This window comes from Hyphomonas sp., assembly GCF_041398385.1.
Lineage (GTDB): Bacteria > Pseudomonadota > Alphaproteobacteria > Caulobacterales > Hyphomonadaceae > Hyphomonas.
Window position 1 is genome coordinate 15,085 of the sequence record NZ_JAWKUW010000004.1, and the last position, 20,516, is coordinate 35,600.

18 protein-coding genes are annotated in these 20,516 nt (G+C 62.2%); 13 read left to right on the plus strand and 5 right to left on the minus strand.

Features of this window, described 5'->3' with window-relative positions:
• The first annotated feature begins 113 nt into the window (after nucleotides 1-113).
• Genes R3C13_RS09250 through R3C13_RS09265 form a run of 4 tightly spaced genes read left to right on the plus strand, consistent with a single transcriptional unit; the run spans nucleotide 114 to nucleotide 4,916 of the window.
• Nucleotides 114-1,571 carry a deoxyribodipyrimidine photo-lyase gene (locus R3C13_RS09250; protein ID WP_371310828.1) on the plus strand — a complete coding sequence of 486 codons (1,458 nt, stop codon included), beginning with the start codon at nucleotides 114-116 and terminating at the stop codon, nucleotides 1,569-1,571.
• On the plus strand, nucleotides 1,568-2,884 hold the full coding sequence (locus R3C13_RS09255; RefSeq protein ID WP_371310534.1) for an NAD(P)/FAD-dependent oxidoreductase: 1,317 nt from the start codon (nucleotides 1,568-1,570) through the stop codon (nucleotides 2,882-2,884). The genes R3C13_RS09250 and R3C13_RS09255 overlap by 4 nt, the downstream gene beginning before the upstream one ends.
• A complete protein-coding gene (locus R3C13_RS09260; RefSeq protein ID WP_371310535.1) occupies nucleotides 2,881-3,693 on the plus strand; it encodes a DUF1365 domain-containing protein in 813 nt (270 codons plus the stop codon). Before R3C13_RS09255 ends, R3C13_RS09260 begins: the two co-directional genes overlap by 4 nt.
• Complete coding sequence (locus R3C13_RS09265; RefSeq protein WP_371310536.1) at nucleotides 3,690-4,916, plus strand: class I SAM-dependent methyltransferase; 1,227 nt, start codon at nucleotides 3,690-3,692, stop codon at nucleotides 4,914-4,916. Before R3C13_RS09260 ends, R3C13_RS09265 begins: the two co-directional genes overlap by 4 nt.
• A 3-nt stretch (nucleotides 4,917-4,919) precedes the next feature.
• On the opposite strand, the gene R3C13_RS09270 is transcribed toward R3C13_RS09265, so the two are convergent.
• The 3 genes from R3C13_RS09270 to tpiA form a co-directional block, all read right to left on the minus strand.
• Nucleotides 4,920-6,557: a CTP synthase gene (locus R3C13_RS09270; protein ID WP_371310537.1), complete on the minus strand. Its 1,638-nt coding sequence runs from the start codon at nucleotides 6,555-6,557 to the stop codon at nucleotides 4,920-4,922.
• 63 nt (nucleotides 6,558-6,620) lie between these two features.
• Nucleotides 6,621-7,094, minus strand: a complete 474-nt coding sequence (gene secG / locus R3C13_RS09275) for a preprotein translocase subunit SecG (protein WP_371310538.1) — start codon at nucleotides 7,092-7,094, stop codon at nucleotides 6,621-6,623.
• 85 nt (nucleotides 7,095-7,179) lie between these two features.
• On the minus strand, nucleotides 7,180-7,923 hold the full coding sequence (gene tpiA / locus R3C13_RS09280) for a triose-phosphate isomerase (protein ID WP_371310539.1): 744 nt from the start codon (nucleotides 7,921-7,923) through the stop codon (nucleotides 7,180-7,182).
• Nucleotides 7,924-8,019: 96 nt separating this feature from the next.
• Between tpiA and R3C13_RS09285 the strand changes: the two genes are divergently transcribed.
• From R3C13_RS09285 to lexA, 6 genes are all read left to right on the plus strand, one after another.
• Nucleotides 8,020-9,936, plus strand: coding sequence for a SurA N-terminal domain-containing protein (locus tag R3C13_RS09285; RefSeq protein ID WP_371310540.1), 1,917 nt, complete (start codon nucleotides 8,020-8,022; stop codon nucleotides 9,934-9,936).
• Nucleotides 9,933-11,360 carry an anthranilate synthase component I gene (gene trpE / locus R3C13_RS09290; protein ID WP_371310541.1) on the plus strand — a complete coding sequence of 476 codons (1,428 nt, stop codon included), beginning with the start codon at nucleotides 9,933-9,935 and terminating at the stop codon, nucleotides 11,358-11,360. The genes R3C13_RS09285 and trpE overlap by 4 nt, the downstream gene beginning before the upstream one ends.
• On the plus strand, nucleotides 11,357-11,935 hold the full coding sequence (locus R3C13_RS09295) for an aminodeoxychorismate/anthranilate synthase component II (protein WP_371310542.1): 579 nt from the start codon (nucleotides 11,357-11,359) through the stop codon (nucleotides 11,933-11,935). The genes trpE and R3C13_RS09295 overlap by 4 nt, the downstream gene beginning before the upstream one ends.
• Nucleotides 11,936-11,995: 60 nt before the next feature.
• On the plus strand, nucleotides 11,996-13,027 hold the full coding sequence (gene trpD / locus R3C13_RS09300; protein ID WP_371310543.1) for an anthranilate phosphoribosyltransferase: 1,032 nt from the start codon (nucleotides 11,996-11,998) through the stop codon (nucleotides 13,025-13,027).
• Nucleotides 13,024-13,827, plus strand: a complete 804-nt coding sequence (gene trpC, locus R3C13_RS09305; protein ID WP_371310544.1) for an indole-3-glycerol phosphate synthase TrpC — start codon at nucleotides 13,024-13,026, stop codon at nucleotides 13,825-13,827. Before trpD ends, trpC begins: the two co-directional genes overlap by 4 nt.
• 61 nt (nucleotides 13,828-13,888) lie before the next feature.
• Nucleotides 13,889-14,572 carry a transcriptional repressor LexA gene (gene lexA / locus R3C13_RS09310; protein WP_371310545.1) on the plus strand — a complete coding sequence of 228 codons (684 nt, stop codon included), beginning with the start codon at nucleotides 13,889-13,891 and terminating at the stop codon, nucleotides 14,570-14,572.
• Here the strand turns inward: lexA and R3C13_RS09315 are convergent.
• Nucleotides 14,529-16,625 carry a ComEC/Rec2 family competence protein gene (locus tag R3C13_RS09315; protein WP_371310546.1) on the minus strand — a complete coding sequence of 699 codons (2,097 nt, stop codon included), beginning with the start codon at nucleotides 16,623-16,625 and terminating at the stop codon, nucleotides 14,529-14,531. The genes lexA and R3C13_RS09315 overlap by 44 nt on opposite strands.
• A 21-nt stretch (nucleotides 16,626-16,646) precedes the next feature.
• Between R3C13_RS09315 and gltX the strand changes: the two genes are divergently transcribed.
• Both gltX and R3C13_RS09325 read left to right on the plus strand, forming a co-directional pair.
• Nucleotides 16,647-18,122, plus strand: coding sequence for a glutamate--tRNA ligase (gene gltX / locus R3C13_RS09320; RefSeq protein WP_371310547.1), 1,476 nt, complete (start codon nucleotides 16,647-16,649; stop codon nucleotides 18,120-18,122).
• 22 nt (nucleotides 18,123-18,144) lie between these two features.
• Nucleotides 18,145-19,449: a citrate synthase gene (locus R3C13_RS09325; RefSeq protein WP_371310548.1), complete on the plus strand. Its 1,305-nt coding sequence runs from the start codon at nucleotides 18,145-18,147 to the stop codon at nucleotides 19,447-19,449.
• A 69-nt stretch (nucleotides 19,450-19,518) separates the two neighbouring features.
• Here the strand turns inward: R3C13_RS09325 and R3C13_RS09330 are convergent, their stop codons facing one another.
• Nucleotides 19,519-19,671 (minus strand): entericidin A/B family lipoprotein, encoded by a 153-nt coding sequence (locus tag R3C13_RS09330; RefSeq protein WP_371310549.1) that lies wholly within the window; start codon nucleotides 19,669-19,671, stop codon nucleotides 19,519-19,521.
• Between the two features lie 156 nt (nucleotides 19,672-19,827).
• Between R3C13_RS09330 and purQ the strand changes: the two genes are divergently transcribed.
• A complete protein-coding gene (gene purQ, locus R3C13_RS09335; RefSeq protein ID WP_371310550.1) occupies nucleotides 19,828-20,496 on the plus strand; it encodes a phosphoribosylformylglycinamidine synthase subunit PurQ in 669 nt (222 codons plus the stop codon).
• Nucleotides 20,497-20,516: the final 20 nt, after the last annotated feature.

A 20,516-nucleotide genomic window follows, 5' to 3' on the forward strand; every position in this document is an offset into this window, starting at 1 on the left:
GTTCCGGGTATAGCGAAGGGCGGGAACATGCGAAAGCTGTCGAGGCAGGGGCACATGATCCATTCCGGAGTAGCCTGCGTAACACTCTTGAGACGCCGAACCGGAGACCTCCCCTGTCACAGCCCGCCCCTGCCCTGATCTGGTTCCGCGAAGACCTGCGCCTGGCCGACAATCCTGCTGTTCATGCCGCCGTGAAGGGCGGCCGGCCTGTTGTCTGCCTGTTTATCCTTGATGAGGAGACGCCGGGCGTGCGGCCGCACGGCGGCGCCTCGAAATGGTGGCTCGACAAGTCCCTGAAGGCGCTCGAGGCGGATATTGGGGCACTTGGAGGGCGTCTCACCATCCGGCGGGGCGCTGCTGAAACCGTCATCGGAGAAGTGGTGAGAGAGAGCGGTGCCGGCGCGGTCTACTGGAACCGGCGCTATAGCGAAGCGGAGCGTGTGCAGGATACGCGGATCAAGGAGGCGCTGAAGCAGCAAGGGCTGGAAGCCGAAAGCTTCAATGGCCGCCTGCTGATGGAGCCCTGGGCGCTCAAGACCGGCTCTGGCGGATATTACCGTGTCTTCACGCCCTTCTGGAAAGCGCTGCGCGCGGCCTACCAGCCTGCTCCGGCCCTGCCCTGCCCGAAAAGCCTGAAGGGGCCGACGATCAAAAGCCTGACCGTCGAAGCGCTTGGCCTGCATCCGACGCGTCCGGATTGGTCGGTAGGGTTGGCAGAGCACTGGACGCCGGGCGAAGCGGGCGCGAGCGCGCGGCTCGCGCACTTTCTCGATGGCCCTATTGATACCTATTCCGAGCATCGGAACCTGCCGGGGGACGAAGACTCCACCTCCGGCCTTTCCCCTCACTTGCGCTTTGGCGAGATCAGCCCGGCGCAGGTGTGGCGCGCCGTGATGGCGGGGATCGAGGCTGGCCGGATCACTGAAGCGAGCGCCATGGTGTTCCTGTCGGAAATTGCCTGGCGGGAGTTTTCCTATGTCCTCCTGTACCATCATCCGGACCTCGCGACGGACAATTACAACAAGGACTTCCGCCACATGCCGTGGCGCGCCAGCCAGAAGGCGCTGGAAGCGTGGCAGACAGGACAGACGGGTTATCCCATCGTCGATGCCGGGATGCGCCAGCTGTGGCATACCGGGTGGATGCACAACCGGGTACGGATGATCGTTGCGTCGTTCCTGACCAAGCACCTGATGATCCACTGGCGGGACGGCGAAGACTGGTTCTGGGATACGCTGGTCGATGCCGACCCGGCGGCCAATCCGGCAAGCTGGCAGTGGACCGCAGGATCCGGCGCCGATGCGGCCCCCTATTTCCGTGTGTTCAATCCCATTGCGCAGGGCGAAAAGTTCGATGCGGATGGTGCCTATGTGCGCCGCTGGTGCCCTGAGCTTGGCGCCCTGCCCGACAAGCATCTGCATTCCCCCTGGCTGGCGGACAAGGCTGTGCTGGCGAAGGCGGGCATCGAACTCGGAAAGACCTATCCGAAGCCGATCGTGAATCATGACGAGGGCCGTAAGCGCGCCCTCGCGGCTTATGACGTTCTCAAGGAAAAGCGGAGCGCTGCATGAAAAAGATCGCTGTAATCGGCTCGGGAATATCCGGCCTCGGTGCCGCATGGGCGTTGAAAGACAGCGCCGAGGTTACGCTGTTTGAAGCGGATGCCCGGCTGGGCGGTCATGCGTGTACGCACGTATTCGATTATGATGGCCACGAGACCGCTGTTGACCTTGGGTTCATTGTCTACAACGCCCTCAACTATCCAAACCTGATCGGCTTTTTCGACGCGCTCGGTGTTCCGACGAAGCCCTCCGATATGAGCTTTGCCGTTTCGGACCCGCAGGGCTGGGAGTGGGCTTCGAATGCGCGGGGCCTGTTTGCCCAGCCAGGCAATTTGCTGAACCCGCGCTTCCATCGGTTCTGGCGCACCATCCTGCGTTTCAATGATGTTGCCCGTGCGGAACTGGCTGCAGGCAATATCGCCGACACGACCCTGAAGGCGTGGCTTGACCGGCATGGCTTCGACCAGGATTTCCGCGACAACTATGTGCTGCCGATGGGGGCGGCGATCTGGTCGACGCCGGAAGACCGGATGCTTGACTATCCGGCGCTGAGCTTCTTCCAGTTTTTCGACAACCACCGCCTGATGCACAGGGAGCGGCCGCGCTGGAGGACTGTCGATGGCGGCAGCCGCGCTTATGTTTCGCGGGTTGCCGAGGCATTGGGAAGTCGCGTGCGCCTGAATGAGCCGGTGGCGCGCATCTTCCCGTTCGGGGAGCATGTAGGGGTCCGCACGGCTTCCGGAAACAGCTTGTTGTTCGACGATGTTATCGTCGCGACCCATTCCGACACCACACTCGCCTTACTGGATGAGGCTTACGCCGAGCAGGCTTTCCTGCTGGGATCAGTGAAGTACCGGCCCAACCGCATTTATCTGCATCGCGATACCCGTCTCATGCCCGCGCGCCGCGCGGCCTGGGCAAGCTGGAATGTGCTGAAGCAGGACAGCGGCGACATCTGCCTCTCCTACTGGATGAACCGGCTGCAGGGCCTCGCGCCGGAACGGCCGCTGTTTATCACGCTCAATCCGGATACTCCGCCTGAAGACGATCGGACTTTCCTCGAATACGAATTCGACCATCCGCAATTCGATGCTGCGGCGGAGGCGGCTGTCAGGGGGGTGAAGCGGATCCAGGGACAGAACGGTCTCTGGCTGGCGGGCGCCTGGATGGGGCGCGGCTTCCATGAAGACGGCCTGAAATCCGGGCTCTCCGCGGCCCTGTCGCTCGGTGGCTCTGTCCCGTGGGACGCGAAAGGAGTGGACCTCATCGAGGGAGTGCGCAAGACTGTGCCCGTCGTCCCCGCAGCAGAGGTGTCCGCATGACGCGACCCGCGCTCTCGCTCTGGAAAGGACAAACGGTTCATGCGCGCTATGTTCCGTTCGCGCGGCGTTTCGCTTACGACCTGGTGCTGATCGACCTCGATATAGACCGATTAGAAGTCGCCGATCGCATAAGCAGCATGTTTTCGGTGGGGCGGAGCAATTTGTTCAGTTTTGCGCCAGAGGATCACGGCCCACGCATGAGGCAGGCTCCGCTTCGTCCCTGGGCGGAGGAAAAGCTGGCATTGGCGGGTGTGTCTCTGGAGGGCGGTGTAATCCGGCTCGTGACATTTCCCCGGCACTTCTTCTATAAGTTTGCACCCCTGTCGCTCTGGTATGGATATGGCCCTGACGGCGATCTGCGTGGCATCATCTATGAGGTGAACAATACATTTGGCGAAACGCACTGCTATGTCGCAAAGGTCTCTTCTCTGCGTGACGTGCATGAAAGTCCGAAGGCGTTTCATGTGTCGCCTTTCTTCGACGTCAGCGGCAATTACCGCTTCACGCTCCGCGCGCCTGACGACCTGCTGAGCGTGGTCGTCGAGAATATGGACGGCAGAGAGCGTCTGCACATGGCAAATATCAAAGCGCGGCGCCTGAGCGCTGATAGCATGACGCTAATTGGTCTCGCGCTGCGCAATCCGCTGTCGACGCTGGGCGTGACGCTGGGCATTCACTGGCAGGCCCTTCGTATATGGCTGAAGGGCGCCGGATACAGGCACAAGCCTGCGCCGCCGGAGCGCACGGAAAGTATTGCCCGGAACACCCGCCGGGCCGCAGCGGCGCAGGCGAAGAAGGAAGCAGCATGACTGAAGAGATCCTTGCCTCGCCCCACTCCATCCGATCACTGAAGACCGCGCCGGCGAGCTTCAGGATTGCCGGGCTCGCCCTGCTCAACACAAAGGCGGGCAACCTCCAGTTCAATCTGCCGGACGGGCAATCGCTGGTCTTCAGGAATGACGCGCCGGGACCGGACGCGATCGTCAATGTCCATGATTTCAACTTCGTGAAGCGGGCGATTGCCGGGGGCGATGTAGGTTTTGCCGAAGCCTATATGGATGGCGAATGGTCGACACCGGACCTGACAGAGGTGCTGCGCTTTTTCTCCGCGAATTTCGAAGCGGCCGGCCGGTTGGCCGTCGGCGGGGCGGTGGTGCGTTGGGTCAATATGATCCGGCACATCTTTTCGAGCAGGAATACCCGCGAGGGTGCGCGCAAGAACATCATGGCGCACTACGACCTCGGCAATGATTTCTATTCTGAGTGGCTCGATCCCTCGATGACCTATTCTTCCGCGCTGTTCGACAATCCGAACATGTCGCTGGAACAGGGACAGCAGGCGAAATACCGGGCGATCTGTGACCGGATCAATGTCGGGCCGTCCAGCTCAATCCTTGAAATCGGCTGCGGATGGGGCGGGTTTGCCGAACACGCGGCAAAGTATCGTGGCGCGAACGTCACCTGCCTCACCATCTCCCCTTCCCAGCGCGATTATGCGCTCGCGCGAATGCAGCGTGAGGGGCTTGGGGAGAAAGTGCAAATCCGTCTCGAAGACTATCGCGATCATAGGGGCAGTTATGACGGTGTCGCCTCGATCGAGATGTTCGAAGCGGTCGGGGAATCCTACTGGCCGAGCTATTTCAGCAAGATTTACGACTCGCTTAAGGAAGGCGGCCGGGCGGCGCTGCAGATCATCACGATCGACGACGACCTCTTCCCGCGATACCGCAAACGCGTCGACTTCATCCAGCGGCACATCTTTCCGGGCGGCATGTTGCCGAGCGAGAAAGCGCTGAAGGAACAGTTCGAAATGGCGCAGCTGCACCATGACGGCGTTACCTATTTTGGCCAGGACTATTCACGCACCTGCCGGGAATGGAAAAAATCGTTCAACGAAGCCTGGGACCGGATTTCGACCATGGGCTTCGACGAACCGTTCCGGCGCATGTGGAACTTCTATCTCGCCTATTGCGAGGCAGGGTTCGCTGACGGCCGCATCAATGTCGGCCAGTTCCAGGTGTCGAAGCGGTAGGCGTCAGACGAGGCGGCTCTGCTTGACCGCTGCATCAATGAAGCTCGCGAACAGCGGGTGCGGTTCGAACGGACGCGACTTCAATTCCGGATGGTACTGGACGCCGATGAACCAGGGATGCGACGGGATCTCGAAGATTTCCGGGAGCGTGCCATCCGGTGACATGCCGGAGAACAGTAGCCCCTGTTTTTCGAGCTGCTTGATGTAGCCGGCGTTTACTTCGTAACGGTGGCGGTGGCGCTCTGAAATGTCGAGCGTGCCGTAGATTTCCGCGACCTTGCTGCCGGGCTTGAGGCGCGCCGGATAGGCGCCGAGCCGCATCGTGCCGCCCTTGTCGGTGTTCTCGTCGCGCGTGACCCGCTCATTGCCCTTGGTCCACTCTTCCATCAGGCCGACCAGCGGGTTTTTCGTCTTTGGATCGTTTTCGGTCGTGTTGGCGTCTTCGAGGCCGGCGAGGTTGCGGGCTGCTTCGATGACGGACATCTGCATGCCGTAGCAGATGCCGAAGCACGGCACGTTGCGCTCGCGAGCAAAACGGGCCGCGCGCATTTTGCCGTGGGCGCCGCGTTCGCCGAAGCCGCCGGGCAGGATGACGCCGTGGACGCCTTCGAGAACGTCCAGCGGGCGGGCTTCGTCGTCGAATTCCTCGGAATTGATGAGCTTGACCGTGACCTTCACATTGTTGGCAACGCCGCCATGGCTGAGGGCTTCGGCCACGGATTTGTAGGCATCCGGTACGTCGGTGTACTTGCCGACGAGGCCGATGCAGACTTCGCCGTCCGGGTTATGGATGGTCTGGGCGATGCGGTCCCAGCCGGAAAGGTCCGGTGCGGGCGCATCCTTGATGCCGAAATGGGTCAGCACTTCCCGGTCGAGGCCCTGCTCATGATAGGCCTGCGGCACGTCATAGATGTGGCGCACATCGCGGGCCTCGATCACGCTGGTCGGGCGGACGTTACAGAAGCTGGCGATCTTGCCTTTCTCGTTCTCCGGGATCGGGCGGTCGCAGCGGCAGAGCAGAACCTGCGGCTGGATGCCGATGGAGCGAAGCTCTTTCACCGAGTGCTGGGTCGGCTTGGTCTTCATCTCGCCAGCGGCCGGGATGTAGGGCAGCAGCGTCAGATGGATGAAGCAGGCGCGCTCCGGGCCCAGTTCCTGGCCGAGCTGCCGGATGGCTTCGAAGAACGGCAGGCCTTCGATGTCGCCGACCGTGCCGCCGATTTCGCAGAGGACGAAGTCGACGCCTGCGCCCGGATCGGAGAGGACGAAGTCCTTGATTTCATTGGTGACGTGCGGAATGACCTGGATCGTCGCGCCGAGATAGTCGCCGCGGCGCTCTTTCTCGATGATGTGCTTGTAGATGCGACCGGTCGTGATGTTGTCCGACTGACGGGCGGAGACGCCAGTGAAGCGCTCATAATGGCCGAGGTCGAGATCGGTCTCGGCGCCGTCATCGGTGACAAAGACCTCGCCATGCTGGCGGGGGCTCATCGTCCCGGGGTCGACGTTCAGATAGGGGTCGAGTTTGCGCAGACGGACGCCATAGCCGCGGGACTGCAGCAATGCGCCGAGGGCGGCGGAAGCGATACCCTTGCCAAGGGAGGACACCACGCCGCCGGTAATGAAAATATAGCGGATCATGGGAGCACCCTGATGCCGTGATTCGGATTGATCTGGCGCGGCACAATCAGCCGCAGGCGAGAATTATTGGGGATTGCCTGTTTCCGGTGCGGGAGCGGGTTCTGTTGCTTCCGCCTCGTCGGCCGGTTCGGACGTATCTTCGGTCGCCGCGGGGGCTTCCGGCTGGGTCTCCGTCGCCGTCGGGTCCGACAAGCCCTGCTGGCCGCTCAGCAAAGGCGCAGACGGATCGAACAGGTCTTCGGTCGAACCCGGCACCGGGGCCGTTTCATCGCCGCCGAGCGCCTTTTCAACGGCGCTGCGGTTATCGTTGGAGCGGTTCGCAAGCGTCGTCAGGGCAAGGCTGGTGATGAAGAAGATCGAGCCGAAGATGATGGTCGACCGGACCACCGCGCCCGCAGCCCCACGGCCGGACAGGAGCGAATTGGCCCCGCCACCACCGCCGATCCCCAGGCCGCCGCCCTCGGATTTCTGGACCAGAACCAGCCCGATCATGATGAGGCAGGCCAGGATGTGGATCACGAGGATGACGTTCTGCATGACAAATCCGATATATTTCGTCCAAGGCGCCCGCATATAGCCTATGCGGCGCCGCGCCAAGCCATGGGCTTCAGTATTTAAGCGGTCAGGCTGCTGCGTAGATGGCGAGGAAGTCCGCTGCCTTCAAGCTGGCGCCGCCGATCAGGCCGCCATTGACGTCCCGGACGGCCAGCAGCCCCGCCGCGTTGCCGGGATTCATGCTGCCGCCATAAAGAATCGGAATGCCTGCAGCCGCCGCGCCGTAGGTGTCCGTCAGGCGCGCCCGGAGCGCCGTGTGCATTTCGTCAACGGCTTCGACCGTTGCGACATTGCCGGTGCCGATGGCCCAAACCGGCTCATAGGCGATGACCAGGAGGGACGGATCGGCGCCTGCAGGCAGAGAAGCGCTGAGCATGGTCGTGACCACCTCGATGGCCTTACCGCTGTCGCGTTCTGCAGCCGTTTCGCCGATACAGATGATGGGGGTGAGCCCCGCTTCCAAAGCCGCTGCGGCCTGTGCAGCGACGATTTCGCTGCTTTCGCCATGATCGGCGCGGCGCTCGGAATGCCCTACAATGACATGGCTGGCGCCGGTATCGGCGATCATGGGAGCCGAAATGTCGCCGGTATGGGCGCCCGAGCCCCTGGCATGGCAGGTTTCCGCGCCGATCATCAGGGCGGTCCCCTTTGCCGCAGCCGCTGCGCGCGTCAGAAGGGTCGCCGGGACGCAGATCAGCGCCTCCACCCCCTCTTTCTCAGGGGTCACCCCTGCCGCAATCGCTTCGATTTCGGGAAGCGAAGCTGAGGTGCCGTTCATTTTCCAGTTTCCGGCCACCAGTGTCCGTGCCATCAGCGTTCCCTCTCTTGATTGAGCCTGCCGGGTCGCCTAGCAAGCACTGAGCCATCCTGCAAATCACCGAAAACCAGAAAATAAAGAAGACGCCTCATGCTCGCGCTCATGAAAAGCCTGACCCAGTCATTCCTTGGCAAGGTCATCGCCATGATCATCATTGCCGGCATGGCGTTCTGGGGCGTGGACCAGATGGTAGCCCAGTTCCGCAACGGTCTGGGCTCAAACCTGATGGCGGCAGGGTCCGAAGCCATGGACATGCCGACGCTGGACCGGCGCGTCGAAGTGCTGCTGAAGAACATCAATGCGCAGTCCGACGACCCGATCACCAAGGAACAGGCCGCCGAACAGGGCATGATCGACCAGGTGTTCGAGCTGATGAAGTCGCGCACCGTGAATCTTGGCTTTGCGCGCAAGATCGGTGTCGAGCCGTCGACCGAGGCGGTGATTGCAGAACTGAAGAAAGTGGACGCCTTCCGGAATCCCCTGACCGGGGAGCTGGACCTTGCGACCTATCAGCGGGTGCTGGCTGAAAACCGCTTCTCGCAGCAGGAGTATGAGGCGCAGGTGAAAGACGATCTGGCGCTGGAAACCCTGCGCGGCGGTGCCGAGGCTGGCCTGATCATCCCTGCCCTGCTGAGCGATATCCAGACGCGGTATCTCGCCGAGTCGCGCGACGTGGCCTGGTTCATCCTCGATGCGACAAAGGCCCCGAAGCCTGCGGCGCCTACAGATGAGGAAATCAAGGCCTTCTACGATGAGAACGTCGACGCCCTCGAAAGCCCGGAGCGGCGTGCGATCGACATGATCAAGCTGTCTGCCGATGACTTCATCAGCCAGGTCGAAGTGACCGAGCAGGAAGTCGCGACGATCTACGAAGCGAGCAAGTCCGAGCGCTTTTCGGAGCCGGAGCAGCGGACCTGGCTGGAACTGATGTTCGACAGCCGCGATGCGGCGCGCGACGCCTTCGGCGCGCTGGCGGGCGGTGCCGATCCGGCGACGCTTCAGGCGGTTGCGAGCCGCGAGTCGCGCACGGCCAAGGCCGACGAAATCGATGACGTGCTGCTGCGCGATGCCATGTTCGGTCCCGGCAAACAAAGCGGCGCACTGTTCGGCCCGAAAGATATGGGCGACGGCCGGTGGCTGGTGGCGCGGCTTGTCTCCGTTCAGCCGGGCGCCGTTTTCCCACTTGAATCGGTATCTGACCAGATCCGCAGCGAACTCGCTCGCGATCGGGCGACCCAGTTGCTCTACACCAAGCTCGACGAACTCGACCGGGCGATTGGCGCCGGTTACGACCTCGCGCGGATCGCGACCGAACTCGGCGTGCCGGTGATCTCGTTCGAGCCGGTGGACCGCAATGGCTACACTGAAGACGGCTTGCCGATGCTTGGCCTGATGGGCGCTCAGGATGCGCTGGCGCAGGCGTTCGACATCCCGGTTGGTGAAACCAGCAACCAGTTTGCAGGCGCTGACGGGACATACATCACCTCGCCGCGCAAAGTGATTGCCGCGTCGACGCCTGACTTCGAGACCATCAAGGAAGATGTAAAAACAGCGTTGGTCATGCGCAATGAAGGCCAGGCTGTTCAGAAAATGGTTCAGGACATCCAGGCGAAAATCCAGGCGGGCGAGACGACGCTGGAGGCACAGGCTGCAGCTGCCGGGGCCGACGTGATGACGCCCCCCGCGGCTGTAACGCGAGTGAATGCCGAGCAGAGCGGCCTTCCCAATGCGGCGATCGGGGCTGTCTTTTCGGGCAAGGCCGGCGAAGTCTTCACCTTCCCCAACCGCACGGGCGACCACTACATCATCATCCAGATGAAACAGGTGAACGATCCGTCGCCGGGGGATGTCGCTGCGGCGACCGCCATGGCGTCTACAGCGGTTACGTCGTCGCTGCGCTCCGACATGTCGGCGGCCCTCGAACAGGATGTCCAGAAGGCCCTGAAGCTGCGCGTGAATAACGCGGCGTTCAATGCCTACAAGGCCTCGTTGTCGACCGACCAATGAGCCCGGCGCGTCTGATTGTCCGCAGGCGGATCGGCGACATAGAAACGCCTGTTGGCGCCATGCTGAAGCTTGGCGAGGAAGCACCCGGAAGCTTCCTGTTCGAATCCATCGCCGGCGGTGAGCGGCTCGGCCGGTATTCCTTTATCGGGCTGGAACCGGAAACCTGGTTCCGGATCCAGGATGGCGTCTGCGAGACCGCATCGACGGAAGCCTTTTCGGACGCGAAACCGCTGAAAGGTACGCCGGTCGACGCCCTGCGTGCTTTCGTGGAGGCTGCGAAAGCCGAAACCGAGGAAGACCTGCCGCCCATGGCGTCGGGCGCGTTCGGCTATATCGGCTATGACATGATCCAGCATGTCGAGCCGGTGACGATCACCAAGCCGGACATGCTGAATGTTCCTGAAGCGTTGCTGGTGATCCCGCGCGTCGTGATCGTGTTCGATCATATCTACCAGGAAATCCTGCTGATCGGCCGCGTGACAGGCAGCAACGAAGCAGAAATCAATTTGCTGCTCGACGAAGTCGAGAAGAAGCTGGAGCGCTTGCCCGCCCTGCCTCCAAAGAATGAACCGGCGCAGCCGATCACGCTGGCTTCGAATACGACGAAGGAACGGTATTTCGAGCTGATCGAGCAATGTCGCGATTACATCAAGGCGGGCGACATTTTCCAGGTCGTGCCAAGCCAGCGTTTTTCGACGCCGTTCACGAAGAAGTCGATCAGCTTCTACCGCGCCCTGCGACGGCTGAACCCGTCAGCCTTTATGTTCCACATGAATCTCGGCGCCGTGCGGCTGATTGGATCGAGCCCGGAAATCCTCGTGCGAGTTCGCGACGGCCGGGTCGCCATCCGTCCGATTGCCGGCACACGCCCGCGCTCCGGTGATCCGGAGGAAGACGCAAAGCGGGCGGAGAGCCTGCTCAACGATGCCAAGGAAATTGCCGAGCACCTGATGCTGTTGGACCTCGGTCGCAACGATGTAGGCCGTGTGGCCGCCTATGGCAGCGTCAAGGTGACCGAACAATTTATAGTCGAGCGCTACAGCCACGTCATGCATATTGTCTCCCATGTGGAGGGCGACCTGCGCGAAGGGCTGGATGCGGTCGACGCGCTGTTCGCCGGTTTCCCGGCGGGGACAGTTTCGGGCGCGCCGAAGATCCGCGCCATGCAGATCATCGACGAAATGGAAACCCACCGGCGGGGCATTTATGGCGGCGCCGTCGGCTATTTCGGCTGGAACGGCGATCTTGATACCTGCATTGCGCTCCGAACGGCGGTGCTGAAGGACGGGATGCTGCACATCCAGGCGGGCGGCGGCGTCGTGCTCGATTCCGATCCGCAATACGAGTATGATGAGACGGTCCACAAGGCGGGCGCCCTGAAGCGGGCTGCGGAACTTGCGGCGAGCTATGAGTTCGACCAATGAGCCGGAAAAAGATCCTTGTCGTCGATAATTACGACAGCTTCACCTGGAACCTCGTCCATTACCTCGAAGAACTGGGCGCCGAAACCCGCGTCGTGCGCAATGACGAACTATCGGTGGAAGAAGCCCTGGCGAGTGGCGCGGACGGCATTCTCCTCTCCCCCGGCCCCTGTACGCCGAACGAGGCTGGCATCTGCGTGGACCTGATCCGGAAAGCGCCTGAAGACCTGCCCATTCTTGGCGTCTGTCTTGGTCACCAGTCGATCGGCGCGGCCTTTGGCGGCGAAGTCGTCGGTGCGAAGGAAATCCGGCATGGAAAGCTGTCTGACATTCACCACAAGGGCGGCGACTTGTTCGAAGGGCTGCCAGATACCTATCGCGTTGTCCGTTATCACTCCCTCGCCGTGCGCGACGAAGACCTGCCGGAAGACCTGGTTGCCGATGCGTATACGGATGATGGAGAGATCATGGCGCTGCATCACAAGACGCGGCCGGTCTACGGCGTTCAGTTCCACCCGGAGAGCATCCTGACCGAGCATGGGCATGCCCTGCTCAAGAACTTTCTCGGCAAGGTCTGATCGGCGCGACGGCTTTGTTCTCTATTGAGCGGCCAGCCCAAGGCCGCTATCGGTGCCCGGATGACTGACCAGCCTGCCCTTTCGATCGCCCTGAAAGCCCTTGCCCGCCGTGAGCCGCTGGCTGAGGACATGCTGGAAGGCGCCTTTGAGACATTGCTGACCGGCGAAGCAGCACCGGAAGAGATCGGCGCGTTCCTGATGGGGCTTGCCGTGCGGGGCGAGACGGCGGACGAGCTGACGGCGGGCGCGACGATCATGCGCAAGCATGCCCGGCAGGTTCTGGTTGATGGGCCACTGCTCGATACCTGCGGCACGGGCGGCCTGCCCTGGAAGAGCCTGAATACCTCGACGGCCTGCGCGATCGTGATCGCGGCGGCGGGCGGACGGGTCGCCAAGCATGGCAACCGGTCTGTTCCTCCCAAGACAGGCTCGGCCGACGTGCTGGAGGCGCTGGGCGTCAATCTGGAGACCAGCGACGATGAATTCCGCGCCTGTATCGACGGCGCAGGCGTCGGCTTCCTGTTTGCTCGGGCCCGGCACAGCGCGATGCGGCATGTCGCTCCGGTGCGGGCGAAGCTGGGTATCCGCACGATCTTCAACCTGCTGGGGCCGCTGACCAACCCGGCGGGGGCGACGCATCAGGTGCTGGGCGTGTTTGCACCGGAATGGGTGCGGCCGATGGCGGAGACGCTCGCCCGGCTCGGCACGCAGCGAGCCTGGGTGGTTCATGGACTGGACGGGATCGACGAGCTGTCGATTGCCGGCCGGAGTCTCGTCTGCGAAGTGGCAGGCGGAAAGGTGACCGAGTTTGAGGTTCAACCGGGCGATGCCGGGCTGGACCCGCATCCCTTGTCCGCCCTGGAAGGCGAAGATGTCGCGAACAATGCGCTGGCGATTTCGGAACTTCTGGACGGGACGGAAACGCCCTTCCGCTCGGCCGTGGTGCTGAACGCTGCGGCCGGACTGCACGTCTCTGGCTTGGCGGGCGATCTGAAGACCGGCGCGGCAATGGCTATCGATGCTATCGACAATGGCAAGGCACGCGAAACGCTGCGCAAGCTGGCCGAGCTTTCAAATGGCGGGCCTGTATGACCACCGCTCTCGATCGCATAATCGACTACAAGCGCGAGGAAGTTGCCGCGCTTAAGGAAGTCTCGCCCTATCCGGTCTTGGAGCGGGCGGCGAACCTCGCCGCCCCTGCCCGGGGCTTTGCGGCAGCGATGGATGAGGTGGTGGCTGGAGGCGGCAATGCCCTGATCTGCGAGTTGAAGCGCAAGAGCCCGTCAGCGGGCCCGATCCTGCCTGGGGCAGACCCGGTAGAAATCGCGAAGGAATATGAAGCCGGCGGGGCCGCTTGTCTCTCTGTGCTGACTGACGGGCCAAGCTTCGGCGGCAGCCTTGAGGATTTCGCGGCGATCCGCAAAGCCGTGAACATCCCGATGCTGCGCAAGGATTTTATGATCGATCCGGTGCAGGTGGCCGAAGCGCGGGCGTTCGAGGCGGACTGCATTCTGGTCATCATGGCCTGCCTTAGTGATGGGCAGGCAGCAGAGCTGACAGACTGCGCCATTGGGTTCGGCATGGATGTGCTGGTGGAAACGCACAATGAGGAAGAACTGGAACGGGCGCTGAAGCTGCCCTCACCGCTCATTGGCGTAAACAATCGCGACCTGAAGCGAATGGTGACGGACCTTGCCACGACTGAACGGCTGGCTCCGCGGATCCCGCCGGACCGGAACCTGATTGCGGAAAGCGGCATCTCAACGCCGGAACAGATCCGGCGCTTGCGGAAATGCGGCGCACGCCGGTTCCTGATCGGGGAAAGCCTGATGAAATTGGGCGACCGGCGAACATCTTGTGTCACGGAGCTGAAGAACGCCACGAAGGATTGACCCGAAAAGTGAACACATGTAGAACACATGTGAACATAGATTCGGACCGGAGCGGCCCAATATGCTGACAAGCAAGCAAAAAGAGCTTTTGCTCTTCATCAATGAGCGGATCAAGGAAACCGGGGTTTCCCCATCTTTCGACGAGATGAAGGAGGCGCTGGATCTTGCCTCGAAATCCGGGATTCACCGGCTGATCACGGCCTTGGAGGAACGCGGGTTCATCCGCCGCCTAGCCCATCGGGCGCGGGCGCTGGAAGTACTGAAACTGCCCGACTCCGCCATGGCGACGTCGAGTCCGAGGGGCCGCAAGGATTTCCGTCCGTCGCTCGTGTCGTCTGGACAACCGGCTGCTGGCCCGTCTGCGCGCACCGTTCCTCTGATCGGTCGGATTGCTGCCGGTCTGCCGATTTCAGCGATCCAGCAGGATAATGGCTATGTAAACGCGCCCGATGGCCTGCCGGATGGCGACGATCACTTCGCCCTCGAAGTTCAGGGCGACTCAATGATTGAGGCCGGCATTCTGGAGGGCGACATTGTAATCTGCCGCCGGACGGAAGCGGCGAACACGGGCGACATTGTCGTCGCGCTGATCGATGGCGAGGAAGCCACACTGAAGCGCCTGCGCCGCAAAGGCGCGTCGGTGGCGCTGGAGGCGGCGAACCCGGCCTATGAGACCCGCATCTTCGGACCGGACCGGGTGGCTATCCAGGGCCGTCTCGTGGCGCTGGTCCGTCGGTACGACTAGGACAGATCTGCCAGCGACGATGCCGGCACGACGGGGTTGAGATATCCAGTTGCCCCTCCCTGTCAGCGAACACGGTGACACCACCGGCAGTGAGGGTGTTGGACCAGTCCAGCATGATTTGCTGATCGCCCGACGCGATGGCGATTGTCGGGTTTGACGGATCAGTGTTGAGGATAGCCAGGCCAGCTTCGGTCGCGAGCTCACACCATGGTGGGTCGCATCGTGAAATCTCGGTGAGTCCGGCATAGCGCAGGGGTGCGAGCCCGTCGCCATCGGCAAGGCTGTAGCGCGTCCACGATCCCTGGGGCCCATGGACGAAGACATCGCCGGATGCCGACCAGTGAACGATCACTTTCGGCGCCTGTAACCAGAGCCAGAATGCCGGGACGCAGAGTGCGGCCGACAGAACAAGTCGTGTCCAGCCCGCCGCCATCATTCCCATAGCCATCGCCAGAGAGAAGAAAACAAGCGCCATCTCGGGCATCCTCCGCGGTACGGCCCAGTTGGCGTCTGTGACGTTGGCGCAGGCATGAGCGATGGCCAGGACCGCTTCAAGCGACAGACCGAAAAGCCTGAGGCCAAAATCGCCGAAGCCGAATGGCGCGGCGATCAGGGTAAAGGCGGCCAGCGGCGCGGTGATGAACGTGATGATCGGCATGGCCAACAGGTTTGCGACAAGCCCCATGCCGGCGATGCGGTCGAAATGGAAGATTGCGTAAGGCGCGGTCGCCGTACTCGCCATTGCGGACGTCACAACCAGAGAGACCCAGGCATAGGAGAAAGCTCCCATGACCCTTTCCTGCGATGCGCGGTGCCGGGTCCATGCGTCGTAGGTTGCGATGAGGGCCCCGGTGGCAGCGAACGACATCTGGAACCCTGGGGTCATGACGCTTTCCGGCTGGAACAGGACGATCAGGCTCATCGCAATGGCGTAGGAACGCAGACTGAGCGCTGCCCGGTCGGCCAGCACCGCTCCGAAAACCACAGCCAGCATGATGAAAGCCCGCTGCGTCGACACGCTGGCGCCGGACATGACGAGATAGACAAGGCTTGCTGTCAGGGCCGCGACGGCCGCAGGCTTCTGGACGTCGATCCGGAGAGCCAGGGGTTCGATCAACGCCAATGCGCGGCGGAAAATGAGGAAGACCAGCCCGCCGACGATGCTCATATGCAGGCCGGAAATGGCGAGGAGGTGCGAAAGCCCGACTGCGCGGAGTGCTTCCTGATCTTCGGCAGGCATGAAGCTCCGGTCACCGGATATAAGAGCTGCGGCGAAGCCACCGGCGCGCTCCCCGGCTGCCACGCGGACGTGTTCAGCGAGGCGCCTGCGCACCGCAGAGACGTCGAGCGCGAGCGCTTCCAGAGTGTTCGTGGGCCGCCCTAGCGCTCCACCCCGGCAGCGACCCTGCACATAGCCGACGGCCCCCAGCTGTTCGAACCATGCCTGCCGGCGGAAATCGTAGTCGCCCGGCATGCTCGGTGCCGGTGGCGGCCTCATAACAGCCCAGCATCGGACGAACCTGCCCGGAGCGACTTCAAGGCGTGTCCGGTGCGTGAGGCGGATGAAGCGCGGCGTTTCGGCGGCCGACATGCCGGCGATGGCGGAAATCTCGATGCGCAGGCGCGCGCCTTTGGCGCCAGGCTCGACCTCCTTTACCCAGCCTTCCACCATGACCGGACGGGTTTCGGCGGCGATTACAGGGGAAGCGACCGTCGCCGCCCGGACTGCAGCAGCCGCGAAGCCGCTTGTCAGGGCCAGGCTGATCAGTGCGGGAAGCGACAGGATCGCCAGCCGCCAGTAAAGCCGAGTGACAAGCCAGCCAGCGGCGGCGGCGACTGTGACACCGATGCAAACGGGAATCGGGGGCTCATCAGGCCAGTTGAAGTAGCAGATTGCCCCGGCACACAGGCAAAATGAGAACACCAGAGGCCGCGTATCGACGGCGCCGATGGCGCTGATGTCGCGCCAGATCGCTGTTATCCACCGGCCCGCCCCCTTGCGCTCAGACGCAAGCTTGTGTTTGTGCCAGCCGGGACGCCGCACGCCGGCCATCAACAGGAGCCCACCCCACCCATGAGCGTTGTCACGCGTTTTGCCCCTTCTCCCACCGGAATGCTCCATATTGGAGGGGCAAGGACGGCGCTTTTCAACTACCTGTTTGCGAAGCACCACAACGGAAAGTTCCTTCTGCGCATCGAGGACACGGATCGCGAGCGCTCCACACCTGAAGCGACAACTGCGATTCTTGAGGGGATGGACTGGCTGGGCCTCGTGCCGGATGAGCCGCCGCTGATGCAGTTCGAGCGCGCCGGACGGCATGCGGAAGTCGCTGAAGAGATGATCCGCCGCGGCACCGCGTTCAGGTGCTATGCAACCCAGGAAGAATTGCAGGCGCGGCGCGATTTAGGCGAGGAAAAGCGGCAGGCCGCTAAGGCAGAAGGCTTGCCCGACGACGAAAAAGCCCGCCTGCTGGCTGAGGCGCATGAATTGCTGGCGCCTTACCGTTCGCCCTGGCGGGATGGCGCCGCAGCGCCTGCCCCGGATGCCTCCTTCACCGTGCGCCTTCGGGCCCCCGAGGGCGGGGAACGCATCCTCAATGACGGCGTTCAGGGGCAGGTGAAGATCCAGGCGTCCGAACTCGACGACATGATCTTGCTGCGCGCTGACGGAACGCCGACCTATATGCTCGCGGTTGTCGTGGATGACCACGATATGGGGGTCACGCACATCATCCGCGGCGACGATCATTTGCGGAACGCGTTTCGGCAGATTCCGATCTATGAAGCCATGGGCTGGCAGATTCCGGAATTTGCGCACGTCCCGCTTATCCACGGCGCGGACGGCGCCAAGCTGTCAAAGCGGCATGGAGCCCTGTCCACGCTCGCTTATCGCGAAATGGGATATCTGCCGGAGGCGATGCGGGCCTATCTGCTGCGCCTCGGCTGGAGCCACGGCGACCAGGAAATCTTCACCGACGCGGAAGCAGCTCAAGTGTTCGACATTTCCGGGATGAACAAGGCGCCCGCCCGTCTCGATCTCGACAAGCTTGGACAGGTGAACTCCCATTTCATGCGCTTGGCGGATGATGAGCGGCTCTTCGCTCTCCTGAAGCCCTACTGGGAAGAAAGCGGGCCCATGGGAGACGCGGAGCCGCGGCTGCGCGCTGCGCTGCCGCACATGAAGGACCGGGGCACGACATTGCCGGAACTGGCGCAATCCTTTGCGTTCCTGCTGGCAAAACGTCCACTCGAATTGAACAAGAATGCCCGGAAGGCTTTGACTGAAGTAGGGCTTGACCGGTTAAGCGGCTTGCGCGACGAGTTGCGCCGCGTCACGCAGTGGAGAACAGACCAGATTGCCGAAGCAATTTCCTCGTTCTGTGCTGCAAAAGATCTGTCCATGGGCCAGATAGGCCAGCCGCTGCGCGCCGCGCTGACGGGTGGGTTGCCGGCACCGGATATTGCGCCTGTTCTGGAATGGCTGGGCCAGGACGAAGCGCTCGCTCGGATCGACGATCAACTGGCGGCGGCACAAGGGCCGGCTGCCTGAAACGGATGAAGGGTAAAGGCTGATGGAAAACAAGACGAAACCGAACGGCACCGCGAAACTCGAAGTGGCCGGAAAGACGTATGACCTGCCCATCTTGTCGGGTACGCATGGGCCAGACGTGATCGATATCCGCAAGGTCTACGGCCAGACCGATCATTTCACGTTCGATCCGGGCTTCACCTCAACGGCGAGCTGTGAGAGCCAGATCACCTTCATCGATGGTGATGAGGGGATTCTGCTGCACCGCGGCTATCCGATCGGCCAACTCGCGGAAAAATCGACTTTCCCTGAGGTCTGCCACCTGATCCTGAACGGCGAACTTCCGTCTGCAGCCGAGCTGAAGTCGTTTAATGACGAGATCAAGCAGCACACCCTGCTTCACACCCAGTTGGACCGGTTCTTTGACGGCTTCCGCCGCGACAGCCATCCGATGGCGATGCTGACGGGGATCGTCGGCGGCATGGCGTCCTTCTATCCGGGTGCCATGGACAGCGAAGACCCGGAAGAACGCCGCCTCGGCTCGATCCGTCTCGTCGCCAAGATGCCGACGATCTGTGCGCGCATCCTGAAGTACAATCTGGGCCAGAAGTTCGTCGATCCGCGTAACGAATACAGCTATGCGGAAAACTTCCTGAACATGTGCTTCTCCGTGGTCGCCGAGGATTACAAGGTCGATCCGGCCATTGCGAAGGCGATGGACCGGTTCTTTATCCTGCACGCCGACCACGAGCAGAATGCTTCGACTTCCACTGTCCGTCTCGCCGCCTCATCCGGTGCGCACCCGTTTGCGGCTGTGGCCGCGGGCGTTGCCTGCCTTTGGGGCCCGAGCCATGGCGGCGCAAACGAAGCCTGCCTCAACATGCTGCACGAGATTGGCGATGTCAGCCGGATCCCGGAATTCATCGATAAGGCGAAGGACAAGGATGATCCATTCCGCCTGATGGGCTTCGGCCACCGCGTGTACAAGAACTATGATCCGCGCGCGACGGTGATGCGCGCCTCGGCGCACGAAGTGCTGGACCTTTTGGGCCTCAAGGACCAGCCGATCCTGAAAGTGGCGATGGAACTGGAGCGGATCGCGCTCGAAGACGAATACTTCATCGAGAAGAAGCTCTACCCGAACGTCGATTTCTATTCCGGCATCATTCTTGATGCGATGGGCTTCCCGAAGCAGATGTTCACGGTGCTGTTCGCCCTCGCCCGGACGGTTGGCTGGGTCGCCCAGTTGAACGAGATGCTCGACGACCCGACCCAGAAGATCGGCCGTCCGCGCCAGATCTACACGGGCCACGCGATGCGCGATTACACGCCGATCGACCAGCGCTAAGCGCTGCAGACAAAAAGAAACGCCGCTGGTGTCCTGCCAGCGGCGTTCTTTATTTCCGGAATGGCCGGCTCAGTCGGAGATTTCGTCTTTCACCTTGTCGGCGGTCTTTTCGATGGCTTCGCCACCCGCTTTGACATCTTTTCCGACGCCAGAAACGGTGTTGCAGGCGGTGACAAGCGGGAGGGCAGTCAGGGCAAACGCAGCGATAATGAGCTTTTTCATGGTCGTATCTCTCCTTGAAGCGACGATCCTAAATCTGCGCCGCATTGGCTGCGTTAACAAGGGGCAGCCCCTGAGTGCGTGAAAGCCCGCGGCGTAGCCGACGGCAGGCGCTATTTCCCATTCCCTTTCGCGCCGACTCCCTGCTAAAGGCAGCGCATGAAAACCGCCGTGATTGTCTTCCCCGGTTCGAACTGCGACCGCGATGCGCATGATGCCCTGCTACAGGTGACCGGCAAGGCGCCCGCGATGGTCTGGCACAAGGATGGCGCCATTCCGGACGGCACGGACCTCGTCATGGTGCCAGGCGGCTTTTCCTATGGCGATTACCTGCGCTGCGGGGCCATGGCGGCCAATTCGCCGGTGATCGGACAGCTGAAAGCTCATGCCGAGCGGGGCGGCTATGTCCTCGGCGTGTGCAACGGGTTCCAGATCCTCTGCGAGACGGGCCTGTTGCCCGGCGCGCTGATGATGAATGCCGGCCTTCACTTCGTCTGCAAGCCGCAGACGCTTTCGATCGAGAGCACGAATACGGCCTATACGAGCGCTTATCAGGGCCGCAGCGAAATCGTCATTCCGATTGCCCATCATGAAGGCAACTATTTTGCCGATGATGCCACGCTGGACCAACTTGAAGGTGAAGGACGGGTGGCGTTCCGCTATGCCAAGGGACAGAACCCGAACGGCGCAGCGCGAGACATTGCCGGCATCCTCAGCGGCAATGGCCGGGTGCTGGGCATGATGCCTCATCCTGAGCGCGCCTTGGGCGTCCATGAGGGCGGCGCCGATGGGCTGGGCCTGTTCGAGAGCCTGATGAGCGCGGCCTGACGCCGCCCCGTTTCGTGGCT